The organism is Pseudogemmobacter humi (assembly GCF_900609055.1).
In the GTDB taxonomy this organism is placed as follows: Bacteria; Pseudomonadota; Alphaproteobacteria; order Rhodobacterales; family Rhodobacteraceae; genus Pseudogemmobacter; species Pseudogemmobacter humi.
The window spans coordinates 1-23,495 of sequence record NZ_UXAW01000058.1 but is presented as its reverse complement, the minus strand read 5'-3'; the positions used below and the strand labels follow the sequence as shown (position 1 = coordinate 23,495).

The 23,495-nt window shown below is 66.7% G+C and carries 23 protein-coding genes; 4 read left to right on the top strand and 19 right to left on the bottom strand.

The features are described from left to right. The first annotated feature begins 56 nt into the window (after nt 1–56). On the top strand, nt 57–1,568 hold the full coding sequence (scpC, locus tag XINFAN_RS09305; protein WP_233352175.1) for a succinyl-CoA:acetate CoA-transferase ScpC: 1,512 nt from the start codon (nt 57–59) through the stop codon (nt 1,566–1,568). Between the two features lie 155 nt (nt 1,569–1,723). Here scpC and XINFAN_RS09300 read toward each other — a convergent pair whose 3' ends face one another. The 4 genes from XINFAN_RS09300 to ilvD form a co-directional block, all read right to left on the bottom strand. Continuing rightward, nucleotides 1,724–2,119, bottom strand: a complete 396-nt coding sequence (locus tag XINFAN_RS09300) for a hypothetical protein (RefSeq protein ID WP_124086223.1) — start codon at nt 2,117–2,119, stop codon at nt 1,724–1,726. A gap of 10 nt (nt 2,120–2,129) precedes the next feature. Next, nucleotides 2,130–2,903: a DUF6478 family protein gene (locus tag XINFAN_RS09295; protein ID WP_124086222.1), complete on the bottom strand. Its 774-nt coding sequence runs from the start codon at nt 2,901–2,903 to the stop codon at nt 2,130–2,132. Between the two features lie 101 nt (nt 2,904–3,004). Beyond that, on the bottom strand, nt 3,005–3,607 hold the full coding sequence (locus XINFAN_RS09290) for a hypothetical protein (RefSeq protein WP_124086221.1): 603 nt from the start codon (nt 3,605–3,607) through the stop codon (nt 3,005–3,007). Next, on the bottom strand, nt 3,588–5,321 hold the full coding sequence (gene ilvD, locus XINFAN_RS09285) for a dihydroxy-acid dehydratase (RefSeq protein ID WP_124086220.1): 1,734 nt from the start codon (nt 5,319–5,321) through the stop codon (nt 3,588–3,590). The genes XINFAN_RS09290 and ilvD overlap by 20 nt, the downstream gene beginning before the upstream one ends. A 391-nt stretch (nt 5,322–5,712) precedes the next feature. On the opposite strand from ilvD, the gene pheT reads away from it, so the two are divergent. Further along, nucleotides 5,713–8,133 carry a phenylalanine--tRNA ligase subunit beta gene (gene pheT, locus XINFAN_RS09280; protein WP_124086219.1) on the top strand — a complete coding sequence of 807 codons (2,421 nt, stop codon included), beginning with the start codon at nt 5,713–5,715 and terminating at the stop codon, nt 8,131–8,133. Between the two features lie 82 nt (nt 8,134–8,215). Here pheT and XINFAN_RS09275 read toward each other — a convergent pair whose 3' ends face one another. The 10 genes from XINFAN_RS09275 to panB form a co-directional block, all read right to left on the bottom strand. Next, on the bottom strand, nt 8,216–8,887 hold the full coding sequence (locus XINFAN_RS09275) for a DUF1523 family protein (protein ID WP_124086218.1): 672 nt from the start codon (nt 8,885–8,887) through the stop codon (nt 8,216–8,218). Between the two features lie 4 nt (nt 8,888–8,891). After that, nucleotides 8,892–9,161 carry a hypothetical protein gene (locus XINFAN_RS09270; protein ID WP_124086217.1) on the bottom strand — a complete coding sequence of 90 codons (270 nt, stop codon included), beginning with the start codon at nt 9,159–9,161 and terminating at the stop codon, nt 8,892–8,894. Beyond that, nucleotides 9,158–10,552 carry a DUF6638 family protein gene (locus tag XINFAN_RS09265; protein ID WP_124086216.1) on the bottom strand — a complete coding sequence of 465 codons (1,395 nt, stop codon included), beginning with the start codon at nt 10,550–10,552 and terminating at the stop codon, nt 9,158–9,160. The genes XINFAN_RS09270 and XINFAN_RS09265 overlap by 4 nt, the downstream gene beginning before the upstream one ends. Continuing rightward, nucleotides 10,549–11,379 carry a hypothetical protein gene (locus tag XINFAN_RS09260; RefSeq protein ID WP_124086215.1) on the bottom strand — a complete coding sequence of 277 codons (831 nt, stop codon included), beginning with the start codon at nt 11,377–11,379 and terminating at the stop codon, nt 10,549–10,551. The genes XINFAN_RS09265 and XINFAN_RS09260 overlap by 4 nt, the downstream gene beginning before the upstream one ends. Further along, complete coding sequence (locus XINFAN_RS09255; protein WP_124086214.1) at nt 11,376–13,304, bottom strand: AAA family ATPase; 1,929 nt, start codon at nt 13,302–13,304, stop codon at nt 11,376–11,378. Before XINFAN_RS09255 ends, XINFAN_RS09260 begins: the two co-directional genes overlap by 4 nt. Before the next feature lie 132 nt (nt 13,305–13,436). Continuing rightward, nucleotides 13,437–14,564: a hypothetical protein gene (locus XINFAN_RS09250; RefSeq protein WP_124086213.1), complete on the bottom strand. Its 1,128-nt coding sequence runs from the start codon at nt 14,562–14,564 to the stop codon at nt 13,437–13,439. Further along, nucleotides 14,557–14,781 (bottom strand): hypothetical protein, encoded by a 225-nt coding sequence (locus XINFAN_RS09245; protein WP_124086212.1) that lies wholly within the window; start codon nt 14,779–14,781, stop codon nt 14,557–14,559. The genes XINFAN_RS09250 and XINFAN_RS09245 overlap by 8 nt, the downstream gene beginning before the upstream one ends. Before the next feature lie 3 nt (nt 14,782–14,784). Next, on the bottom strand, nt 14,785–15,855 hold the full coding sequence (locus XINFAN_RS09240) for a type III PLP-dependent enzyme domain-containing protein (protein ID WP_124086211.1): 1,071 nt from the start codon (nt 15,853–15,855) through the stop codon (nt 14,785–14,787). A 307-nt stretch (nt 15,856–16,162) separates the two neighbouring features. Continuing rightward, nucleotides 16,163–17,002 carry a pantoate--beta-alanine ligase gene (gene panC, locus XINFAN_RS09235; RefSeq protein ID WP_124086210.1) on the bottom strand — a complete coding sequence of 280 codons (840 nt, stop codon included), beginning with the start codon at nt 17,000–17,002 and terminating at the stop codon, nt 16,163–16,165. Beyond that, nucleotides 16,999–17,832, bottom strand: coding sequence for a 3-methyl-2-oxobutanoate hydroxymethyltransferase (panB, locus tag XINFAN_RS09230; protein ID WP_124086209.1), 834 nt, complete (start codon nt 17,830–17,832; stop codon nt 16,999–17,001). Before panB ends, panC begins: the two co-directional genes overlap by 4 nt. A 166-nt stretch (nt 17,833–17,998) precedes the next feature. Here panB and XINFAN_RS09225 point away from each other — a divergent pair, with 166 nt between their 5' ends. Beyond that, nucleotides 17,999–18,346 (top strand): cupin domain-containing protein, encoded by a 348-nt coding sequence (locus XINFAN_RS09225; RefSeq protein WP_124086208.1) that lies wholly within the window; start codon nt 17,999–18,001, stop codon nt 18,344–18,346. 55 nt (nt 18,347–18,401) lie between these two features. On the opposite strand, the gene XINFAN_RS09220 is transcribed toward XINFAN_RS09225, so the two are convergent. Beyond that, the gene (locus XINFAN_RS09220; protein WP_435530861.1) at nt 18,402–19,298 is read right to left on the bottom strand and encodes a L,D-transpeptidase; all 897 of its coding nucleotides are present in this window, start codon (nt 19,296–19,298) and stop codon (nt 18,402–18,404) included. A gap of 254 nt (nt 19,299–19,552) precedes the next feature. Here XINFAN_RS09220 and XINFAN_RS09215 point away from each other — a divergent pair, with 254 nt between their 5' ends. After that, complete coding sequence (locus tag XINFAN_RS09215) at nt 19,553–20,545, top strand: P1 family peptidase (RefSeq protein WP_124086276.1); 993 nt, start codon at nt 19,553–19,555, stop codon at nt 20,543–20,545. A gap of 196 nt (nt 20,546–20,741) precedes the next feature. Here the strand turns inward: XINFAN_RS09215 and XINFAN_RS09210 are convergent, their stop codons facing one another. The 4 genes from XINFAN_RS09210 to XINFAN_RS21665 form a co-directional block, all read right to left on the bottom strand. Next, entirely contained in the window at nt 20,742–21,188 is a 447-nt protein-coding gene (locus XINFAN_RS09210) for a molybdenum cofactor biosynthesis protein MoaE (protein WP_124086207.1), read from the bottom strand. A 10-nt stretch (nt 21,189–21,198) separates the two neighbouring features. Then, nucleotides 21,199–21,447, bottom strand: a complete 249-nt coding sequence (moaD, locus tag XINFAN_RS09205; RefSeq protein ID WP_124086206.1) for a molybdopterin converting factor subunit 1 — start codon at nt 21,445–21,447, stop codon at nt 21,199–21,201. Then, entirely contained in the window at nt 21,444–22,109 is a 666-nt protein-coding gene (gene pgsA / locus XINFAN_RS09200; protein WP_124086205.1) for a CDP-diacylglycerol--glycerol-3-phosphate 3-phosphatidyltransferase, read from the bottom strand. Before pgsA ends, moaD begins: the two co-directional genes overlap by 4 nt. 68 nt (nt 22,110–22,177) lie before the next feature. Beyond that, nucleotides 22,178–23,495, bottom strand: a 1,318-nt coding sequence (locus XINFAN_RS21665) for a PAS domain-containing protein (protein ID WP_160144581.1), incomplete at its 5' end; no start/stop codon positions are given.

Here is a 23,495-nt window from a genome sequence, read left to right as displayed (position 1 = left end):
AGGGTTGCCCTGCACCGTGCCAGACAGCGATTGCGCAACCCGCCCGGCAGCGGCAGATGAGGCCCGAACCACCCGAGGAGGATTTCATGCACGACCGTATCCGCCACGAAGCCCTGCACGCGCGCGTCATGTCGGCGTCCGAGGCGGCGGCGCTGATCAAAGACGGGATGGTCGTCGGCATGTCGGGCTTCACCCGCGCGGGCGAGGCGATGGCGGTGCCGCTGGCTTTGGCCGAACGCGCAAAGCATGATCCGCTGAAAATCACCCTGATGACCGGGGCGAGCCTCGGCCACGACCTCGACAAGATCCTCGCCGAGGCGAAGGTGACGGCGCGGCGGATGCCGTTCCAGTCGGATGCCGGGCTGCGCCGCGCGATCAACGCGGGCGAGGTGATGTTCATCGACCAGCATCTGTCGGAAACGGTGGAGCAACTGCGCCGCGGCCAGATTCCGCCGGTGGATGTGGCGGTGATCGAGGCGGCCTCGATCACCTCGGACGGCGGGATCATCCCCACCACCTCGATTGGCAATTCGGCGAGTTTCGCGATTCTGGCGAAACAGGTGATCATCGAGATCAACACCGCCCAGCCCCTGTCATTCGAGGGGCTGCACGATGTCTATATCCCCAGCTATTTCCCGAACCGGATGCCGATTCCGGTGGTGACCTGCGACAGCCGGATCGGCACGCCCTGGATCCCGATCGACCCGGCGAAGATCGCCGCCATCGTGATCACCGAAAAACACGACAGCTCGGCCGCGATCCGGCCGCCCGACGACGAGACCCGCGCCATCGCCGGCCATCTGATCCGGTTTTTCGAATCCGAGATGGCGGCGGGGCGGCTGACGCGGCGGCTGGCGCCGTTGCAGGCCGGGATCGGCACGATTGCGAATGCGGTGCTGCACGGGCTGATCGACAGCCCGTTTGAGGATCTGCGGATGTATTCCGAGGTCTTGCAGGATTCGACCTTCGATCTGATGGATGCCGGCAAGCTCAGCTTCGCCTCGGGTTCCTCGATCACGCTTTCGGCCGAAAAGAACGCCGAAGTGATGCCGCATTTCGACCGCTACAAGCCCAGGCTGATCCTGCGCCCACAGGAAATTTCCAACCACCCCGAGGTGGTGCGCCGCCTCGGCCTGATCGCGATCAACACCGCGCTGGAATTCGACATCTACGGCAACGTCAATTCCACCCATGTGATGGGCACGCAGATGATGAACGGGATCGGCGGCTCGGGCGATTTCGCGCGCAATGCGATGCTGTCGGTGTTCGTGACCAAATCCATCGCCAAAGGCGGCGCGATCTCCTCGGTGGTGCCGATGGTGAGCCATGTCGATCACACCGAACATGACGTGGACATCCTCGTGACCGAACAGGGCCTCGCCGATCTGCGCGGCCTCGCGCCGCGCGAGCGCGCGGTGAAGATCATCGGGAACTGCGCCCATCCCGACTGGCGCGAAAGCCTCGCCGATTACTACCGCCGTGCGCTCGCCTTCGGCGGCCACACCCCGCATATCCTGGAAGAGGCTTTGTCCTGGCATGTGCGGCTGAGGAAAACCGGAAGAATGTAAGTGGTCCGCTCCCTGAAGGGAGCGGATGCGCGCCGCGCGGGGATATTTAAGAGACAGAAAATGACAGGGGCAGTCCCGGGTTCATTTTCTGTCTGAAAATATCCTGGGGGAGTCTTCGCGAAAGCGAAGACGGGGGCAAAGCCCCCTGCGCCGGTTCAGCCCTGCGCCATGGTTTCCAGGCAATGCCGGCGGAAGGCGCGTTTGAGCATGTCGAGTTCGGCGCGCAAAAGGTCGAACTCGGCGCGCAGATCGTCCTCCATCGCCACGCCGGTGATGATGGTGAAATGCGCCAGCACCGTGTCGCCCGCCCCGTCTTCCTTGCGACGGATCAGGAAGGTCTGCACCCCCTCGCTCAGCACATCCGCCGGGATCGGCACCCTGACCGCATATTCGCCGCTGCGGCCCGCGACCGGGGTGACGGACAGGCCCGCCAGCGCGCGTTCGCGCAGGGCGACTTCCAGCGCGGGGGGCACATCGCCCGCACCCGACAGGATCCCCTCCCACACGCCCGCGCGGATGCGGGTCTGGGACAGTTTCACGCAATCGCTCATTCTGCACCCCTCACAATTCCGCCCGCGGCCTGCGGCTGATCGTCAGATCCCGAAGGATGACCTGGTTCATCTCGGGGCCCTCGAAAATCAGGTCGATCCAGAGTTTCTCGACCCGCTTCTCGTTGACCCTGGTATAGGCCAGGTCGAATTCCACCATCATCTCATCGCCCGAAAGCGGCAGCTCACGCACCACCTGTTCGACATTCGGCCCGTGCTTGATGTTGAGCCGCACGAAGATCTCCAGCGGCTTCTCCATCTCGACGATGGCGTCGAGCCGGATCAGATGCCGCAGTTTCAGCCCCTGCGCCGCCTCTTCCGGCAGATCGAGCACCAGCGAGAGAAACGAGCCGTCGAAGCGGAACACGTCCATGCGGAAGCCGAAGGGCGCCACATCCTCTTCGCGCGTATTGCGGATCTGGCGCACCGTCAGTTCCGAGCGGCGGCAGTCGTGGAACAGGGTCGTGCCAGCGCTGATCAGCGAGCGGCCCTGGACCGAGGCCATGCCGGGGACCGGGATCGGCCCTTTCCACAGATCGGGGCGCCAGGCCCAGTCGGTGCCGGGCAGCCGGCGGAACGAGTTCGAACCGATCACCGGCAGCCCCAGCCGGTATTCCGCCTCATGCAGCAGGCGGTCGATCTGGCGGCGGGTCTGGCGGGCCACGCCGCGCAGGGCACGCAGTTCGGACAGGGCCATGCCCGGGGTCTCTGCCGCGCTGCGCGACCAGCGCGCCAGCGCCCGGCGGAACAGCAGCCGGTCCAGAACCCCCCTCAGCCCCCCTGCCATTGCCCTGTCCTCTTGCCTCGCCTCCCCCGGCGGGGCGCGCGAATGTCTGCGGAATGGAAACCGCCCCCATATCGCAGGAAAACGATCATTCTGCCAATAGCTTAATCGGTGGTTGCCGCGGGTTTCGCCGCCGCGCTGCGGTTGGCCGCGCGCATCGAGGCCATGGTCCGCTCCAGAATCTCACGCCCGGCTTCTTCGGGCAGGCTGGCGCCTTCGGGGGCCATGACCGAGATGGTGACGAGCCGCCCCTTCAGCCCCAGCACCGCGCGCCAGTAGCCGCCGACCGCCCGGTCCTCGACCCGCAGCACCAGCGCGCCTTCGGAAAGCGCGGTCTTCGCCACCCGCACCGAGCCGGGCCGGCCGTCGCGCGCCAGCGCGGCGCGGCCGGGGGGAGAGACGAAATAGTCCGACAAAGCCTTCGCACCGTTCTTCAGCACCGCCGAGGATCCGGGCGCCCCAAGCGTGACGGTGATCAGCGCCGGGACGGCGGCCCCCTTCCCCGGGCAGCGGCCCATCAGGATCACCGCGCCCTGGCCGGAATCGTGGCTGGCGCGCGGATCGGTGCAATAGCCCGACGGCGGGACCGCGCGGATCTCGCCGTTCAGGAAACTGACGCTCGCCCCGCTGCCCCCGCCGGTGGTGGCGGGAACGCAGGCCGCAAGCAGCAGCGCGGGGAAGAGGAACTTACTGATCCATATAGACATGGGTCTCGGACTTTGCCCCCGGATGGGTGACGGCGCCATAGCGGGCCGAGCCGACGAGTTTCGCGTATTTCCACAGCGATCCCGAATTGTAATCGGTCGGCTTCGCGCCTTTCCACTCGGCCTTGCGCTTCGCCAGTTCCTCGTCCGACAGCGCCACCGACAATTCGCCCGTCACCGCGTTCAGGGTGATCATGTCGCCATTCCTGAGCAGCGCGATCGGCCCGCCATGCGCGGCCTCGGGGCCGACATGGCCGACACAGAAGCCCCGCGTCGCGCCCGAGAACCGGCCGTCGGTGATCAGCGCCACCTTCTTGCCCATGCCCTGGCCCGACAGTGCCGCCGTGGTCGAGAGCATCTCGCGCATCCCCGGCCCGCCTGCGGGGCCCTCATTGCGGATGACGATCACATCGCCTTCCTTGTAGTCGCGGCGCTGCACCGCCTCGAAGGCTTCTTCCTCACATTCGAACACGCGGGCCGGGCCGGTGAAGACCTGTTCGGCCTCAGACATCCCGGCGACCTTCACGATGGCGCCATCGGGCGCCAGATTGCCGCGCAGACCGACCACGCCGCCGGTTTTCGTGAGCGGCTTGTCGATGAAATGGATCACCTTGCCGTCGGGCTCATGGGTGATGCGGCCGAGGCTTTCGCCCAGTTCCTCACCCGAGGCGGTGAGGCAGTCGAGGTGCAAAAGCCCCGCCTTCGCCAGTTCCTTCATGACGACCGGCACGCCGCCGGCCTCGTGCAGGTCCTTGGCGACATATTCGCCGCCCGGGCGCAGGTTCACGAAATAGGGCGTGTCGCGGAAGATATCGCAGACATCGAACAGGTCGAAGTCGATCCCGGCCTCATGCGCGATGGCGGGAAGGTGCAACCCGCCATTGGTCGAGCCGCCGGTGCAGGCCACCACGCGGGCGGCGTTTTCCAGCGCCTTCCTCGTCACCACGTCGCGGGCGCGGATGTTCTTGTGGATCAGGTTCATCACCGCCTGGCCCGAGAAATCGCCATACTGGTCGCGGCTCTCGTAAGGCGCGGGGGCGCCCGACGAGTTCAGGAGCGCCAGCCCGATGGCCTCAGACACGCAGGCCATGGTGTTCGCGGTATATTGCCCGCCGCAGGCCCCCGCGCTCGGGCAGGCGACACGTTCGAGGATCTGAAGCTCGGCATCCGACATCGTGCCCGCGGCGTGTTTGCCGACCGCCTCGAACACGTCCTGGACCACCACATCCTTGCCGTTCAGCTTGCCCGGCAGGATCGAGCCGCCGTAGACGAAGACGCTCGGCACGTTCAGCCGCACCATCGCCATCATCATCCCCGGCAGCGATTTGTCGCAGCCCGCAAGGCCCACCAGCGCGTCATAGCAATGGCCGCGCATGGTCAGCTCGACCGTATCGGCGATGGCATCGCGCGAGGCCAGCGACGAGCGCATCCCCTCATGCCCCATGGCGATGCCGTCGGTCACGGTGATGGTGGTGAATTCGCGCGGCGTGCCGCCCTGCTTCTTGACGCCCATCTTCACCGACTGCGCCTGACGGTTCAGCGCGATGTTGCAGGGCGCGGCCTCGTTCCAGCAGGTGGCGACGCCGACCCAGGGCTGATGGATCTCTTCCTCGGAAATGCCCATAGCGTAGAAATAGCTGCGGTGCGGCGCGCGGGCGGGGCCCTCGGTCACATGGCGGCTGGGAAGTTTCGATTTGTCGAAACGCTCATTGCGCATGGGCTGTCCTCCGGGGAAATGGCTGGCAAAGCCATTAATCCCGTCTCCCGGAAGGGGCAAGCGTCAGAACGCCGCCGGGAGCTGATGCCGAAGGGGTCGCGGCAGCGATGCCGCAGGGCGTTACGGCCCGGTGGCGCCCGCCTGCAAAAAGGCGATCGCGGTCAGAGCCATCATCAGGCAAAGCCCCCATACCGGGGGCCGGCGGCGCGGACGGCCAGGAGGGCGAAGCCAGATATTCATGGGCCGGGTTTATCACGATATGCGCCGGGCCGCGCCCCACAACCCCGGCAACAGCCTGTTTCCGGTGCCGGGCGAATCCCATCTGCTTTCCCTTTTCCCGCCTTTGCGCTAATCCCTGCGGCTGAACGCCTGTCGCTTGCGGAAGTTACCGATGAAATTCACCCTCTCCTGGCTGCGCGATCATCTGGACACCGAGGCTTCGGTGACGGAAATCGCCGATACGCTGACCGATCTGGGCCTTGAGGTCGAAGAGATCGGGGATCCCGCCGCCGCGCTCGGCGCCTTCCGCATCTGCCGCGTGATCGAGGCGGTGCAGCACCCCAACGCCGACCGGCTGCGGGTCTGCCGGGTGGCGACATATCCGGGCGGGCCGGGTTCCGATCCGGTCGAGGTCCAGGTAGTCTGCGGTGCGCCCAATGCCCGCACAGGGCTGGTGGGGGTCTTCGCCCCCCCGGGCACCCATGTGCCCGGCACCGGGGTCGATCTGAAACCCGGCAATATCCGCGGCGTCGATTCCAACGGCATGCTCTGCTCGGAACGCGAGCTGATGCTGTCCGACGCGCATGACGGCATCATCGAATTGCCCGAGGATGCCCCCCTGGGCGCAAGGTTCGTCGATTATCGCGGGCTGAACGATCCGGTGATCGAGATCAAGATCACCCCGAACCGCCCCGATGCGCTCGGCATCCGCGGCGTGGCGCGCGACCTTGCGGCGCGCGGTCTCGGGCGGCTGAAACCGCTGGACATCGTGCCGGTGCCGGGCAGCTTCCCCAGCCCGGTCTCGGTGCGGATCGACGACAGCCTCAAGGCCAGGGGTGCTCCGCATTTCGCGGGCCGGGTGATCCGTGGCGTGAAGAACGGGCCCTCGCCCGACTGGCTGGCGGCGCGGCTCAAGGCCGTGGGGCTGCGGCCGATCTCGGCGCTGGTCGATATCACCAACTATTTCACCTATGGGCTGAACCGCCCGCTGCACGTCTTCGACGTGAACCGGATGGCGGGCAGCGAGTTGCACATCCGCCCGGCGCGGGAAGGCGAGAGCCTGCTGACGCTCGACGGCAAGACCCACAGCCTGCGCGCGGGCGACATGGTGATCGCGGATCAGCGCGGACCGGAGAGCCTTGCCGGCATCATGGGCGGCGAGGACACCAGCTGCACCGATGAGACCACCACCGTGTTTCTGGAAAGCGCCTGGTGGGATCCGATCACCGTCGCCGCCACCGGCCGCGCGCTGAAGGTCAATTCCGACGCGCGCTACAGATTCGAGCGCGGCGCCGACCCGGCCTTCACCCTGCCCGGCCTGGAACTGGCCACGCGGATGATCCTCGACCTCTGCGGCGGCGAGGCCAGCGAGGTGGTAGAGGACGGCGCGGCCCTGGACAGCACGCGGGCGTATCGGCTGGACCCGGCAAGGGTCGTCAGCCTCGTCGGCATGGAGATCCCCGAGGCAGAGCAGATCCGCACACTGGAGGCGCTCGGCTTCACCATGGACGGGCTGATGGCCAGCCCGCCCTCCTGGCGGCCGGACGTGCAGGGCGAGGCCGATCTGATCGAAGAAGTCGCCCGGATCGCCAGCCTGACCAAACTGCAAGGCGCGCCCCTGAGGCGGACCCAGCCCGGCGTGCTGCGCCCGATCCTCACGCCGATGCAAAGCCGCGAGAAGACCGCGCGCCGCACCATCGCCGCGCTCGGCTACAACGAATGCGTGACCTACAGCTTCATAGACGCCCGCGCGGCGGTGCTGTTCGGCGGCGGATCCGATGCGGTCAGGGTGGAAAACCCGATCTCATCCGAGATGACCCATCTGCGCCCCGATCTGCTGCCGGGCCTGCTGGCGGCCGCGGCGCGCAATCAGGCCCGCGGCTTCCAGGATCTGGCCCTGTTCGAGGTCGGCCCGGTGTTCGACGGCGGCGAGCCGGGCGAGCAGCATGTTCAGGCCGCAGGCCTGCTGGTCGGCGCGACGGCGCCGCGCGACCCCTGGGCCTCGCGCCGCCCGGTCGATGTGTTCGACGCAAAGGCCGATGCCGAGGCGGTGCTCGCCGCCCTCGGAGCGCCTTCGCGGGTGCAGATCAGCCGCAAAACCGACGGCTGGTGGCATCCGGGCCGCGCCGGGGTGATCGGCCTCGGGCCGAACCAGCTTGCCACTTTCGGCGAGATCCATCCCCGGGTGCTGAACGCCATGGGCATCAAAGGCCAGGCGGTGGCCTTCACCCTGCGCCTCGCCAATATCCCGGCACCGAAGGTGAAAACCCCCACCCGGCCCGCGCTGACGATCCGCGATCTGCAAGCGGTCGAGCGCGATTTCGCCTTCGTCGTCGATGGAAGGGTCGAGGCGCTGACCGCGGTGAACGCCGCCCAGGGCGCCGACAAGGCGCTGATCGAAAGCGTACGGGTGTTCGACCAGTTCACCGGCGACAAGGCCGAAGCTCAGATGGGCGCGGGCAAGAAGTCGATCGCGCTGACCGTGCGTCTGCAACCGACCGACAAGACCCTGACCGAGGCCGATATCGAGGCGGTCTCGAAAAAGATCGTCGAAAAGGTGACCAAGGCCACCGGCGGCGCGCTGCGCGGGTAAGAGGCCAAATTCCTTCCAAGGAATTTGCAATTTTCTTCGAAGAAAATTGCCCGGAGTTTTGGAAAACTCCGGGCGCCCCGCATCAGCGTTTCGGCTTCGATTTCCAGCTGTCGAGCCAGGAACGGAACCGGCCCCAGAGCCCGCGCGCGCCCGCCCGCACCTCATCGGCGCGCGCATCCACCCGGTCGAACGCCTGTTCCGCCCGCACCATGGCCGGATCCACCATCCGCTCGCGGAACTGCATCCACATCCGGCGGATCATGAACAGGATGAAGGCCAGCGTCACCAGGACGATGATCGACACCCAGGGAATCACCGTGACATCCGGCCCCGCCACCCGTTTCACCGAGACCGCATTGGGGAAGATGGTGAAGAACTTGTTGCGCCAGCCGTAATGGGTGACCTGGACCCAGACCGGATCCGAAGCGGTCGAGACCAGATCCTTCGTCCGGGTCTGAAGCCCGAAACTGTCGATCTTGAAATAGGGCGGCCAGCCCCAGCCGGTATCCTCGTTGCGGTATTCCATCGTCTTGCCGTTCGGATAGACGGCATTGATGAAGAACACGTCGCGGCTGGTGGAATCGGTCATCCCCACCTCGGCACGCGACCAGAAGATCGAATTCTCGCCGATGTCGATACGGCGATTCTCGATCCCCACGATCCGCACGATGTCATGCTGCGGCAGGGTGTAGTGCAGAAAGCCCCCGACCAGGACGAAGATGAGCAGCCAGAAGGTCCATTTCACATATCGCATCGGCTCAGTACCAGTTCACATAGAAGAAGATCGCGGTGAAGGCGACCATGGGGATGATATAGATAAGCCACAACAGCCGCCGTTTCAGCCCCTTTTCATAGCCACGCATCCCGGCCTCGATAAAGGCCGTGCGGTCGCCCTCCAGCCCTTTGGCGTCCCAGTGCTTCTCCAGCTTCTCGCGACGGACCGAGCGCGAATAGATCGAGGCCAGCAGATAGGCCACGGTCAGCCCGATCAGCATGAAGAAGGCCAGCCTCACCCAGTTGATGATCATCGTCGCTCCCCCTGCGCGCGCCCCTGTCCCGGGCGCATGGCGCCCCAGGGGCCGACGATATCACGCAATTCGCGGGTTGGCTTCGGCCCTTCACGCATGTCGGGGCGGGCCAGTTCGTCCATCTTCGGCTCTGGTCCGAACAGGGCCTCGCGCGCGCCTTCCTTGTCGACCTGATATTCGCGGGCGAGGAAATCGGCGACATATTCGCGCTTCTTCTCGCTCCAGCCGCGATAATCCTCGTAGAACCGCTCTTTATGGGTGATGAAAAGCTGGCGCACATCCATCGGTGACAGTTCCGAGAGCAGCATGTTGACCAGATCGCGGTCCGGCCCCGGCCGCCCGCGCAGAGTGTAGAAATAGGCCGGATGCTCGCTGGAGATCTGCGGCCAGGGCCCGGCCTCCTCGACCCACCGCAGCATCGCGGCGAGGCCGAGGAATTCGTCCGGCAGCGCCGGGCCGAGCTTGTAGGCCACCTTGCGCAACTCGGTGCGCCGCGCGTCGCCCACATCGATCCCCAGGCTGTCGGCGGCATCCAGCAGGATGAAATCCATCTTCTGGCGCAGGATCGCCCCCCCGTTGGTGCCGCGCGCCTGGACGATGGGCTCGACGAGGCCGTTCCTCTCCAGCCAGTCGGCGATATGGTTGCGGTGGGTGAAATCCATCACCTGGCCGACCGGCATCTGGCCAAGCCCCGTCACGCCCCCGCGCGAGATCACCGCGGGGAATTTCTGGCCCTGAAAGACATAGAGCCCGCCGAACAGGCTGGTCCAGAAATCCGGCTGCTCGAAACTCATCGCGGGCAGATGGATCGGCACCCGCGTCACATCGCCGGTGCGGCGCGCAAGCTGGATCATCCCGGCGATCAGCGCCTCGTCGCGCCAGCCGTCGGGCTCGCGCCGGAAGCGTTCGATCAGCCCCGCGAGCTTTCCGGCATCCGCCACATGGCCGCCGATCGTATCTGCCTCGACCGTGACGCGCCGCAGATCCAGCAGTTTCGCCGGGCTGTCCACCGCATAGACCGAGCCCTGCAACTCGCCCGCCACCACATCGCGGGCGGTCAGCGCGAAAAGCTGCGCCTCGTTCGCCTCGATGAACCGGGTCAGGATCGAGCGCGAGGTGGAAAAGCGGATGTTCAGAAGCGGCGCCTCTTTCTGCGCCGTGGTCAGCAGGATGAACTGCCGGTTCGCCCCGTTCGGGTTGAGATAGAAATGATCGCCGAATTCATCGCCGATCTCGGGCGAATAGCCCGACAGATCGATATGGAAATCACTCAGCGCCGTCTCTCGCCCGATGAGCATCCTGAGCGCCCGGTTATACCGCGCGACAAGCTGCGGCGAGGAAACCTCGATCAGATTGCCAAACATCAGGCCGCGGGTGATGAGGCGTTTCATTTTCCTCCCCCAGCCGGCGCTCCGGCACTCCGGAGATCGGTCAGAACCATATCCCATTCGCTGAGTTTGCAGGCTTCCAGAAAGATCCTTCGGGCCCCTGCCAACTGCCCTGTATGCCCAAGCATCCGCCGGATCAGGTCGTGCAATTCGGCCAGAAGCACGTCGCCTGTCCGCTCCATGGATTCTCCGCTCCGCATCGCTTTCATTACCTGGGAATGACAATGCTTACGCACGGCCCCAAGGGCACGTGACATGAATTCGTCATCGCGCAGGTCCCGAAGGTTGGTATCTCCTCTCTCGTAGCCCAACACCCTCGGATCTTTGCCTTTTACGAGCCATTTGATCGGACGATATTCAGGATCGACAGGGAAACGACGGCGGAACGTGTTGATGAGTTCCTGAACGACGGCCCAGGACTCGGCCTGATTACGGCGCAGTTGTTCATCCTCGAAGATTGCGGCCTCTCGCGCCAGGGATCGCGCCATATCCTGTGTCGCTTTGCGCTGCTCTTCCATCTCTTTTCTGGTCAGCCGCAACTCCTCGCGCTGCGCACGTAATTGCGCAGACTGGAGGGCAACCGTCACCGCAACCCAGATGAAGGCCAGAACGCCCGCGAAGCCGGCGAGAGCGTCCCCCACCTCGTTGGGGGATGAGGCGAGAAAAGCCTGCCATTTGACCATGCAGATCAGTTCACCGCTGTCGGAACTATAGCACCAGTCTCGCCTGGCCAGCCAGATGGTGACACCTGCCAGTGCAATACTGAACAAAACACCCCAGAGGGTAGGGTTTCCCGGTCGCCAGAAGCGCCATTCCGCCTCTTCGCTCACCCCTTGCCCTCCAGATAGCGCCGCTTCGCCTCTTCCTGGCGGCCGAAGTCGCGCACCATTCCCTGAATCGCAACCTCATCCGAATTGTCGGCATAGCGGAATTCGGAATCGGCGTAGCGGTTGACCTCCTGGATCACCATCTCCACCGTGACCGGCGTCATCAGATCGCGGATCATCGCCAGCTTGGTGTCGTAGGGTTTGAACAGGAACAGATCCGGGTCCTCCATCCACTCATCCGGCAGCTCGAAATCCATCGCCCGGACCTTCACCGCGTCGGTGATGTTCCTGATCGCCCGGCCGGTGAAACGCTCGTCGGCCTCTTGGATCGCCTTGAGATAGGCGCCGATCTTCGCCAGCGTGTTCAGCGGGCCGAGCAGCCCCTCCACCTCCTGCCAGACCTTTATCAGGCCGGATTCGTGCGGGCGGGAATGGCCCTCGTAACTGGCCGCGACGGCCTTCCTGATCTCCTGCGCGGCGAAAAGATCGTGATCGCCGAGCGGGATCGAATGGTTCCTGCCCAGCAGCAGCGAGAGGATGTCGATGTAATCCTCGCGCGTCTGCGGCCCGTCGACCAGGAAGCGGGCGCCGGCGCGCTGGCGAAGCGCGTCGTCGACGTTCTCGGGGTAGTTACTGAACATCCCGAAAGTGCAGTTGCCGCGCACCACCGTGCCCGCCCCGGCGAAGGCCTGCATGAAGACCGCCGTCACCTCCTGCTGACCGGCCGAGGACTGCCGGTCACCGCGTTTCCCGGCCACCTGGTCGATGTCGTCGATGGTCCCGAACCCGATCACCCCGGGATCGAGCACCGCGTCGATGAAGGCCTTGGCGTTCTGGCCCGATTTGCCCTGATAGCTGTCGATCTGGTCGATGGAAAAGTTCTGGTAGCGGAACGGATAGCCCGCCGCCTGACAGTAGTCGTTGAGCAGCCCCGCCATCATCTGGATCAGCGTGGTCTTGCCGGTGCCGGGCTTGCCGTCGCCCATGAAGGTGAAGATGAAGCCACCGAGTTCGGCGAAGGGGTTCAGCCGGCGCTCGAAATCATAGGCCATCAGCATCTTCGCCAGCCGCAGGCTCTGGTATTTGGCGATATGGTTGCCCACCACCTCATGCGGTTTCTTGAAGGCCATGGCGATCTGGCCGCCTTTCGCGGCCCGCGCGGGCCGGAACCCGGCGATGGTCAGCTGATCGGCCTCGACCTTCCACGAGCCCTGGGTGAAAGCCGAGACCCGCGCCACACCCTCGGCCCGAAGCGCGACCTTGGCCATCAGCGCCTCGGCAAAGGCCGAGATCGTGGCGACGAGGCGGGCGTCGTCCGAGGCCAGCACCGCGATGTCCTGGTCGAGTTCCCACAACGCGCCCTGCAAGGCGAGCGGCGCGTTGTCGGTCAGCACCTCCCCGACCTCGCCGATCGCGACGCTCTGGCTGCCCAGATGCGGCGCGATCAGAAAGGCGCTCGCATTGGCGAAGGTGAAGAGCACGACCAGCGCCTCGGCCTGCAACAGCTCGCCAAATTCGGCGCGCTTCCCTTCGGGGATCCGCCCCTCCAGATTGGCGCGCTTCAGTTCGGCCAGCCCCGACTGCGCGGCGAAAGTCTCGCCCATGGCAAGCGCCACCGCGACGGCCCGGCGCAAGACGTTCAGCGCCGCCGCCTGTTCCGGCGAGACCAGCCCATCCGAGAGCCCGCCGATCCGCTCGACCAGCCGCACGCTGCCAGGGCGCGCGGTGACATGCGCCGCCATCCCCGGCACGGTCGAGCGGAACCGCGGCCGGGCACCCACCCCGGGCGAGCGTTCCGCCACCGGCGCCGCCTCCAGAGGTTTCGCCAGCCGCGGCGCGTGATCGAAGCCCGAGATCAGCCCGAGCGCCGCCTCATATTGCGCGCGGATCGCCTCTTCTTTCAGTTCCATCGTATCGCGCGCAACCATCGCTTACCTTTCCGGCCAAATCTTCCGGCTCAAACCTGCGCCTCCGGCGGGGGTATTTGGGTCAGGATGAAAACCCCTTTGCTTTCATCCTGACCTAAATACCCTGGGGTCCGGGGCAAAGCCCCGGCGTTCTCAGGCGCCGGGAATGAGGCGCCCCCCCGCCCCCACCACGAATTTCCTGATCCCGCGCAAACCGGGCGGATCCTGCTCCACCAGCACCTGATAGGGCCGCTCGGGCAGCACGATCATCCGTTCCAGCCGGGTGGCGCCGGTGTCCGCCCCGGTCAGCGGGTCAAGCCGGAACACCTGGCGGCGGCGCGACGAGAACCAGCCGTCCTTCACCATCTCTTCGCGGTCCGAGACCAGATCCTCGATGGTCCAGACCAGCGCCCAGTCCTCGCCCTCGGGCGCGCGCGCATCTTCCAGCACCCGCGAGATCGGCCCCGATTGCAGGGTGAAGCCGGCGGAATACATCGGGCCGAGCGTGATGCGGCGCAGCCGGACCGGGCTCGCCTCGTCGAAATCCTTGTCGAATCCGGTGGCGACCGTCACCAGCTTCAGCCCCGCGAGCGACTGCGCCAGCAGCTTCTGCTGCATCCCGGGCCAGCGGTATGCGTCCTCGGGCAGCGGACGCTTGCCGCTGTCAAGCACCTCCATCAGCCAGACCACCGGCAGGTTGACCTGGGCATCCCAGACCGCCCAGTGCAGCAGGAAGCGCCGCCGCTCGCCCTCCTGGCCCAGCCATTGCACATCCGGGCCGTTGCGGGCCTGGAACAGGCCCCCGGCCTGCAAAGCCTCGTAATAAAGCCGCTGGCTGAGCGCGAATTGCAACGCGGTGGGCACTTTCAGCTCGCCCACGATGATGCGCACCATCCGGTCACGCAGTTCCGCCACCGAGGGCATACCGGCCAGATGTTTCGCCGCCTGCTGGGCGTCCACCGCCATCATCAGCAGTTCCTGCGCCACCGGAAAGCCGGATTCGTGACGGTCGATGGTCAGGCCCGGAGCGCCCTCGGCGCGGCCGGTCATCAGATATTTGTGGTTCAGCGCCCGGAAGGTGCCGATCAGCGCGTTGAGATACTGGCCGAGGATCCGGGTTTCGGTCCGGTTCAGGCGGTTCTCTTTCTCCAGCTCCGCCGCGATCCGGGCGAAACAGCCGCCGATCCTGCCGAATTTCGCGAAATAGCGTTGCGCCACATTCGGATCGTAAAGCGCGGCATGGTCGCTGACCAGCGCCTCTTTGACGCCGTTCTCAGCCATCGCCGTCCCCCCCGGCGGGCGTCAGCAAAAGCGCGATCACCGCCACCACGGCCATCACCCCGCCGAGGCTGAGCGCCACCAGCCCGCCCTCGCCCAGATACCACTGGGCGCGGTGCAGGTCGTAATGGTCAAGCACCGCGCCAAGGCCGATGAGCACGATGCCGAGCGCGATCAGAAGAAGCCCGGGCGGAAAAGCCCGGCTCAGAAGCCCGGCCACCCATCATCCCCCATAGGCGTTCTTGTCGTGTTTCTCGACTATTGCGGCGAAACGGCGGGCGAAACGCTCGTCGGCTTTGGCCTTTTCCTCAAGGATCTTGCGGGCAAAGACCATATGGCCCTCATGCGCTTCCAGCATGTCGGCCATTTTCGCATTGGTGGCCGAGCCGATGGCGGCCATCGCCGCCTGGGCCTCCTGGTCGGTCTTGACCCCGATCTCGTTGATGCGGTGCGCCACATCCTGCTGCTGCGCGGTCTTCAGCGACGAGGTCAGCGCGTCATAAAGCACCACCCGCTGCCTGGTGTCGGTTTGCAGCTTGTTGATCAGCACCAGCTGGGTCGCGGCCTGGTTCGTCAGGCTGTCGACCCAGGTCTTGCCCTTCTCGATATAACGCTCCAGCGTCTGGCTGCGGGCCAGCTTGACCTGTTCGTCCTGCACCAGCGCATTGTGCTTCGCATTCAGCCCGGCCAGTTCGGTCTCCAGCTTGGTGCGCGCGGCCGCGTCGGTTTCCACGGCGATCCGGTTCTCCAGCTCGATCAGCCGCGGGTCCATCGCGGCGATCTCGCGGCGCACCGCTTCCAGAGCGGCCACGGTGTCCTCGCGGTCGGTGAGCGTGCCGGAGAGATTGGCCTCGACCTTCGCCTTCTGCCCGTTCAGCAGATCAAGCTGGCCCTGCAACAGCTTCACGATCACGTCGGATTTCGAGATCAGATCCTGCAATTTGTCGTCGATCGAGGCGGCGCGCAGCCTCTCCTGCCGCAGGGATTCGGATTTCCCGGACGAGAAGATGCCGACGAAGCTCTCCCAGCCGGTTTTCGAGCGCATCTCGTCGAAATCCCTGGAAAACGCCGCCGTCACATCGTCGAGCCCCATGATCAGCTCGGCGATATTGGCGTTCATCACATCGGTGTGCCTGTGCACGTCTTCAAGCGTGGCGTTTTCCACGTCGATCCCGATGCCCTGTTCGGCCTTGATCCCGGCGGTTTCGATCACCGCGGTCAGGGCGGTGATCTTCTCCTGAGCCGCGCGGACCTGCTTTTCGCTCTCAAGGATCTGTGTCTCGAAATCCGCCATCGCGCCCTCCGTGGCCGGTCAACCTGCAATCACCCCGGCGATGTTACGCAAAACGCCTGCCCGCCGAAACGGGAAAGTGGTTGCGCCGGCATGGGCTTGCAAGGTGTGAATTCCCTATGCCCGATGCGCGGCCAGGAAATCGCGCGGCTGCGCCGCAAGCCTTTTGCCTCGCCTCCGGCGCTCGCGCGCCAACCGGGGCGTGCCTCCGGCGGGGGTATTTCTATCAGGGAGAAATCCCATTCACCCTGATAGAAATACCCCGGGGGAGTCGCTCCGCAGGAGCGGCGGGGGCAGGGCCCCCTTCTTCTTACACCGGGATATTGTCGATCAGCCGCACTCCGTCGAGCCAGGCCGCGGCCAGCATCCGGCGCGGGCGCCGGGGATCGTCCGAAGGCATCAGCGTTTCCGCGTCGCGCAGCTCGATATATTCCACCCGCTCGAAACCGGCGCGGCGCATGGTTTCGGCCGCCTCGCGGATCGCCATCCGGTCGGACTGCCCGGCCCGGATATCCGCCGCCGCCGCCGAGATCGCCGCGCAGAGCACCGGCGCCGTGGCACGGCCCGCGGGCGTCAGCCGGACGTTGCGCGAGGACATCGCCAGCCCGTCCGCCTCGCGCACGGTCTCGCAGCCGACGATCTCGACCGGCAGGTTCAGGTCCCTGACCAGCCGGCTGACGACTTGCAACTGCTGCCAGTCCTTCTGGCCGAAATAGCCGCGCTGCGCCTCGGTCATGCCGAAGAGCTTGGTCACCACCGTCGCCACCCCGTCGAAATGGCCCGGGCGCATCCGGCCCTCCAGCGGCTCGGACACGCCGCCCACCGAGACGGTGGTCGCGAATCCCTCGGGATAGACCTCATCGACATCGGGGGCGAAGATCACGTCCACCGGCACCTGGCGCAAGAGCGCCGCATCGCTTTCCAGCGTGCGGGGATAACGGCTGAGGTCGTCGGGGTTGTTGAACTGGCGCGGGTTGACGAAGATCGTGGTGATCACCCTTCCGCATTCCGCGCGCGCGCGGCGGGCAAGCGACAGATGCCCCTCATGCAGCGCACCCATCGTGGGCACCACACCGATCAGCGTGCCTTCCGCGCGCCAGGACCGCACCAGGTCGCGCAGCTCCGCCTTGCCGTGAACGATGCGGGTCATCCGCCGGCCTTCGGCAGGCTGTCGGCGAAAGCGTGTTCCGGGGCGGGGAACTGCCGGGCGCGCACGTCGGCGGCATAGGCGGCGATCGCCTCATCGGCAGTGCGGCCCAGTTCGGCATAGCGTTTGACGAATTTCGGGCGGAATTCGGTGAACAGGCCCAGCATGTCGTCGACCACCAGCACCTGGCCGTCGCAATGCACGCCCGCGCCGATGCCGATGGTGGGGATATCGAGCTGCTGGCTGATGCGTGCGGCCAGACCCTCGGGCACCTTCTCCAGCACCACGGAAAACGCCCCGGCCGCCTGCGCCGCCCGGGCGTCCTCCATCACCTTTTCGGCCTCATCGGCCCGGCCGACCACCTTGTAGCCGCCCAGCGTGTTCACCGATTGCGGCGTCAGCCCGATATGGGCCATCACCGGCACCGAGCGCGCGGTCAGGAAGGCGATGGTTTCCGCCATATGCACCCCGCCCTCCAGCTTGACCGCCACCGCGCCGGTCTCGGCCATCAGGCGGCTCGCGTTGCGGAACGCCTGCTGCGGGCTTTCCTCGTATGAGCCGAACGGCATGTCGATCACCACCATGGCCTTCGAGGCCCCCCGGACCACGGCGCGGCCGTGCAGGATCATCATCTCCATCGTCACGCCCAGCGTCGAGGGCAGGCCATGCAGCACCATGCCGAGGCTGTCGCCCACCAGAACCACGTCGCAATGCGGGTCGACCAGCCGCGCCACCGGGGTGGTATAGGCGGTCAGCACCACGATCGGCGCCACGCCTTTCATGGCCCTGATGTCGGGCGGCAGAACCGCCCTGGCGGAAGAGGTGGCGCTCATGGCAGCTTCCCGTATTCGTGAACTGCCCGGCATAAGGGCACAGCGCCGCAGCTTGTGCAAGGAATTACGCCGCATTGCAGCACCGCGCAGCCCCCGAACTGACCCTTGACGGAGAGGGGCGCCGCAGGGCCAATGGCCGCGGAATCCGCACAGAAGGAAACAAGCGATGACCCACCCCCTGATCCTGCGCGTCACCCGCGACGGAACGACCCCCGAAACCGAGCGCCCGGCGCCGGAACTCGTGCTGGCCGGCGATCCGGTCCACACCACCTGGAGCCTTGAGGAGACCGACGGGCTTTACTCGGGGATGTGGCAGGCGACGAAGGGCAAGTGGAAGATCTCCTACGCCGAATGGGAATATGTCTACATCCACGAGGGCCATTCGATCCTGACCGACAAGGACGGCAACCAGACCCATCTGAAAGCGGGCGACAGCTACATCATCCGCCCAGGCTACGAGGGCACCTGGGAGGTGGTCGAGACCACGCTGAAAGACTATGTGATCCGCGCCTGAATCTGACAGGCTGAGAAAGCGAAAGGGCCACCCCGGCGGGTGGCCCTGTTTTCGTTCAGGCTTCCGACGCCACCGGCACCGGACAATCGGCGGGGTCGATCCCCTTGCGCTTGCACTGACGCAGGCGTTTGGCCTCGGCCTTCTCAGCGGCCTTCCTCTCGGCGGCCTCGGCTTTGGCCTTGCGCTCGGCCTCGGCCTTTTCGGCGGCGGCAACGGCCACCAGGTCGCGTTCCTTCTTCGCGATGTTCTCCGGCGTCTCGGGCACGGCGCGGCCCCAGGCGTCGTCCATCTGCGGGCCCTCCAGCTCCAGGCTCTCGGCCTCGGTGCGCACCCGCACGCGGGTGCCGCTGTCGGCGCGCTCGTAAAGGTCCATCACGTCCTGGTTGAACAGCCGGATGCAGCCCGCGCTGGTCGCCAGCCCGATCGAGCCGTTGTCGATCGTGCCATGGATGCGGAACATCGTGTCCCGCCCGCCGCGGTAGAGGTAAAGCGCGCGCGAGCCGAGCGGATTCTCCAGCCCGCCCGGCAGGCCGCCGGCGAATTCGGCATACATCTCGGGCTGGCGGCGGATCATATTGGCCGTGGGCGTCCACGACGGCCAGTGCGCCTTGCGCCCGATATAGCCCTCGCCGCGGAACGAGGTGCCCTCGCGCCCGACCGCGATGGCGTAGCGGATGGCGCGGCCCTCGGGCAGCACCCAATAGAGCTTGCGGGCATAGACATCGACCACGATGGTTCCGGGCGCGTCCTCGCCGTTATAGGCGACTTCGGCGCGGCGGTGATCCTCGATCAGATATTGCGGGGCGACCGCGGGGATCTGGAAGCTGCCGTCCTCGACCGCCTCATAGCCCGGCAGTTCGTGCTGCGGGGATTCGACGGTGGATCTGGCGCCGCAGGCCGCCATGAGCGGCAGGGCGATCAGCGCGATCAGGCGCGGAAAACTGAAGGTCACGGGGCTGTCTCGACTATGAGGATACGACTCGGGCGGCGCCAACGCGGCCGCGATGGCGCACCTTGCGCCATTCCGGGGGCCGGGCGTCAAGGTTCACACGGAAATTTTGCCCGCCGCCAGCGCCCAAAGCGGGAAAAGTGTTGCCGATCTGGCAACATTATCGGCGGCCGCGAATTTCGGCGCGTTCCCAAAGGGCTGGCACCGGCGGCCGGAACGCGGCAGACTCGGGCCGGAACCCGACGAGAGGCGTGACCATGCGGCCCGGCCCGCGCAACCTGATCACCGATGTCGCCGGCCTTGTGGTCGGCAATGCCCATGACGCCGGGCTGCGCTCTGGCGTGACGGTGCTGACGGCCGCACGGCCCTTCACCGCGGCGGTGCATGTGATGGGCGGCGCGCCGGGCACCCGCGAGACCGACCTGCTGGCCCCCGACCGGCTGGTGCAACAGGTGGATGCGCTGGTGCTGTCGGGCGGATCGGCCTTCGGGCTGGACGCCTGTTCCGGCGTGGCCCAGGGGCTTCGCGCCATGGGGCGGGGCTTTGCGGTGGGCGATCAGCGCGTGCCCATCGTGCCGGGCGCGATCCTGTTCGACCTGCTGAACGGCGGCGACAAGGGCTGGTCGGCGTCCCCCTATCCCGCGCTCGGCGCCGCCGCGCTGGCGGCCGCGGCGCCCGGGTTCGGCCTCGGCAGCGCGGGAGCGGGGTTCGGAGCGATGACCGGGCACTGGAAAGGCGGCCTCGGTTCCGCCTCGGCGGTGCTGCCGTCGGGGATCACCGTGGGCGCGCTGGTGGCGGTGAACGCGCTCGGCAGCGTGACCGCGGGGGACGGGCCGTGGTTTCACGCCGCGCCGTTCGAGGAAGGGGCGGAGTTCGGCGGCCTCGGGCCAGCGCCGCGCATGGCCCCGCCGGACGCACCGCTGCCGCTGAAACGCCAGGGCGAGGCCACCACCATCGCCGTGGTCGCCACCGACGCCCGGCTGGACAAGGCGCAGGCGCTGCGGATGGCGGTGGCCGCGCATGACGGCATGGCGCGGGCGATCCTGCCGTCGCATACGCCGCTCGACGGCGATCTGGTTTTCGCGGCGGCGACCGGGGCGCGTGAGATGCAGGATCCGCTGACCGACACATTCCAGATCGGCCATGGCGCCGCGACCTGCCTCGCCCGCGCCATCGCCCGTGCGGTGTTCCTCGCCCGCCCGCTGCCCGGAGATCCGCAGCCCTGCTGGTCGGAGCGGTTCGGCGGCTGAGGGCAGCCGCGTCGTTGTTGACTTACACATTCGGGATCGGCCATGCGGCGGCCTCCACCACCCGCACCATGCCCCGGGCGAAGTCCCCCACGCGACCTCAGCAGCCCGGCGGGTCACAACCTTCGGCGGCTGCGGCGAGGGAAGCGCCGTCTGGCTGGCTCCGCCGGGTTTTCCTCACCCGGCCGATCCCGGGAGTTCAGCCCGCCCAGCGCCCGAGCGCATCCTCGTCGCTGTCTTTCGCCGCGACCCATTCGGCGCCGTCGGCATGGTATTCCTTCTTCCAGAACGGCGCGCGGGATTTCAGGTAATCCATCAGGAACTCCGCCGCCGCAAAGGCTGCGGCGCGGTGGCGGGCGGCGGTGGCGACCATCATGATCACCTCGCCAGGCGCCAGATCGCCGTGGCGGTGGATCACCAGAGCGTCGCTCAGATCCCACCGTTCGACAGCCTCCGCCGCGATGGCGCCGATGGCCTTGCCGGTCATCGCGGGGTAATGTTCGATGCTAATGCCGCTGAGCCGCCCGCCCTCGTCGCGCACCACGCCCGAGAAGCTGACCACCGCCCCCGCACCGGCCGCGCCGGCCGAGAAGGCGTTGAGCTCCGCCCCCGGATCGAAAGCGTCGGCCTGAACCGAGATCTTCATCCGTCCCCTCTCAGCCGCCGGTCATCGGCGGGAAGAACGCCACCTCGCGCACCCCCGCCAGCGGCGCCTGGAAATCGGCCAGTTCCTGGTCCAGCGCCACCCGGACGCTGGCGAGATCGGCGAAGGCAAGGGCGTAACGCTCTTCTCGCGCGATCAGTTCCTCGACCAGCCCGGCCACGGTTTCGGCCCGGGTCTCGACACGCTCGCGCGGCACCCCGATCCGCTCGCGCAGCCAGGCGAAATAAAGCACCTCGATCATGGATCGTCCCGCAGATAAGGCCGCGCCTTCACCAGATAATCCCAGCCGGTCAGCGCGGTCAGCACGGCGGCGATCCAGATCAGCACCAGCCCGATCAGATTGGCGAAAGAGGCGCAGTCGCGGTTGCCGCAGGCGCGGATCGGATCGGCCAGCCCCTCGCGCACGGCATCGACATATTGCTCGGGCGTCATGCCCTGCATGGCGACGCCGTTCAGATATTCCAGCCCGGTGCCCAGAAACAGCGTGGCGATGGCGACCATCTGCGCCGAGGTCTTCCATTTCGCCAGTTTCGTCACCCGCAGCTGTCCGGCCGTGGCGCCGACGAACTCGCGCAGCCCCGAGACGAAGACCTCGCGGAACAGGATCACGGTGGCGGGCAGAATCAGCCAGGGGGTCATGCCGTTGTAGCCGGTCAGCACCATGATCGCGATCACCACCATGGCCTTGTCGGCGATCGGATCCAGCATGGCGCCGAATTTCGATTCCTGCTTCCACAGCCGGGCGAGATAGCCGTCGAAATAATCGGTCACCGCCGCGCCGACGAACAGCGAAAGCGCCAGCCAGTCGGCCCAGGGCCGGTGGAAGTAGAGAAACATCACCGCCACGCCGGGCGCCGCAAGGAGCCGCAGGAACGTCAGCGTATTTGGTATCGTCCAGCGCATGGGGCATTGGTAGCCCAAGCCAGGCAGGGGGGAAAGGGGGCCGTGCCCCGACATTCGGGCCGCGACCTTTATACATCAGGCCCCGCCGCGGCGGAAACGGCAGAGCCGACCGGAGACGGCGGCGGGGCATACCGGCCAGCCCGCCGCGCGGGCGCGCGCAGCAGGCCGAGAGCATGGTCGATCGCGGTCGCCCGCTCCATCAGCGCCCTGAGGCTTTCGGAGACCGAGGCCTGAACCTCGTCGATCCGGTCGATGGTCGCGGTCAGCGCCGCCTGGCTTTCCGCGGTCTTGCGGCTTTCCACCCGGGCGAGGATGCGGATCGTGTCCAGCCCGAGGATCATCCGCCGCAGATCCATGCTGGAATCGTTCAGCACCGAAGCCAGCCGCCCCGCCTCTTTCAGTGAGGCCTGGGCCGAAATCCGGCTGTCGTGAATCACCCGTTCCAGCACCTTGCCCTCGACGCGCCGCTCGTCGCCGTCGCGGCCCTGATCGCGCCTTTCGCAGCGGTAATGCTCGGCCAGTTCCCCCTGGAGCCGCGAGGTTCCGGCGAGAATCAGGCTGCGCCGCACGGCATGGGCCATCCGTCCGCAGAGATTGCCCTTGCCCGAGACGAATTCCGCCAGTCTGCGCGCGATTTCCTCCGAGGCGGTCTTATAGTTGACCGCGATCTGGCTGATCGGCCCGCCCTGCGGCTCCAGCCGGGCCGCGACCAGCCGCATGTTCACCGGCAGCAGCGCCAGATCCGAGAATTGCGCCACCAGCCGCGCCTGTTCGGACAGCGTCTCGTCCAGCAGCGTCAGCAGCGAGGACAGCGCCTCGGCCTCGCGGTCGACCGGCCTTCCCAGTTGCAGATCGCGGCTGCGGATCTCGCCCGTCAGCATATGGGCGGCAAAGGCGTCGTAATCGGGAAACCCCAGATCCCCGAGCCGCGCCGTCAGCGCCAATGCCGAATCCGCGGGCGAAAGCGCCTCGTCCTCCTCGCGCGCGCGCAACCCCGCGTATTCCGCGCGCAATGGGCCGAACAACGGGCCCGAGGGGCGCATCCGCACCGAGAAATAGCCGCCTTCGCAGGGCATGGCGGCAACGAGCACCCAGTAACCGCCACCGCCGGTATTGCGGTTCAGGACATAGCCGACCGCCGGTTCGCCGGCCCCGAGCTTCTGCCAGAACAGATGGTAAAAGCCGCGCGGCATGTCGGGATGGCGCACGACGTTGTGCGAGGCGCCGATCAGCTCGCGCCATGGCAGGCCCACGAGGCGGCGGAACACCGAATTGCCCGAGAGAATCAGCCCGCGCGGGCAGGTGCGCGAATAGCTCAGCTCGGGGGCGGCAAATTCCGGGGCGGCGGGCGGCGGGATGTGCCGCAAGGCCGACGGGGGTGTCGGC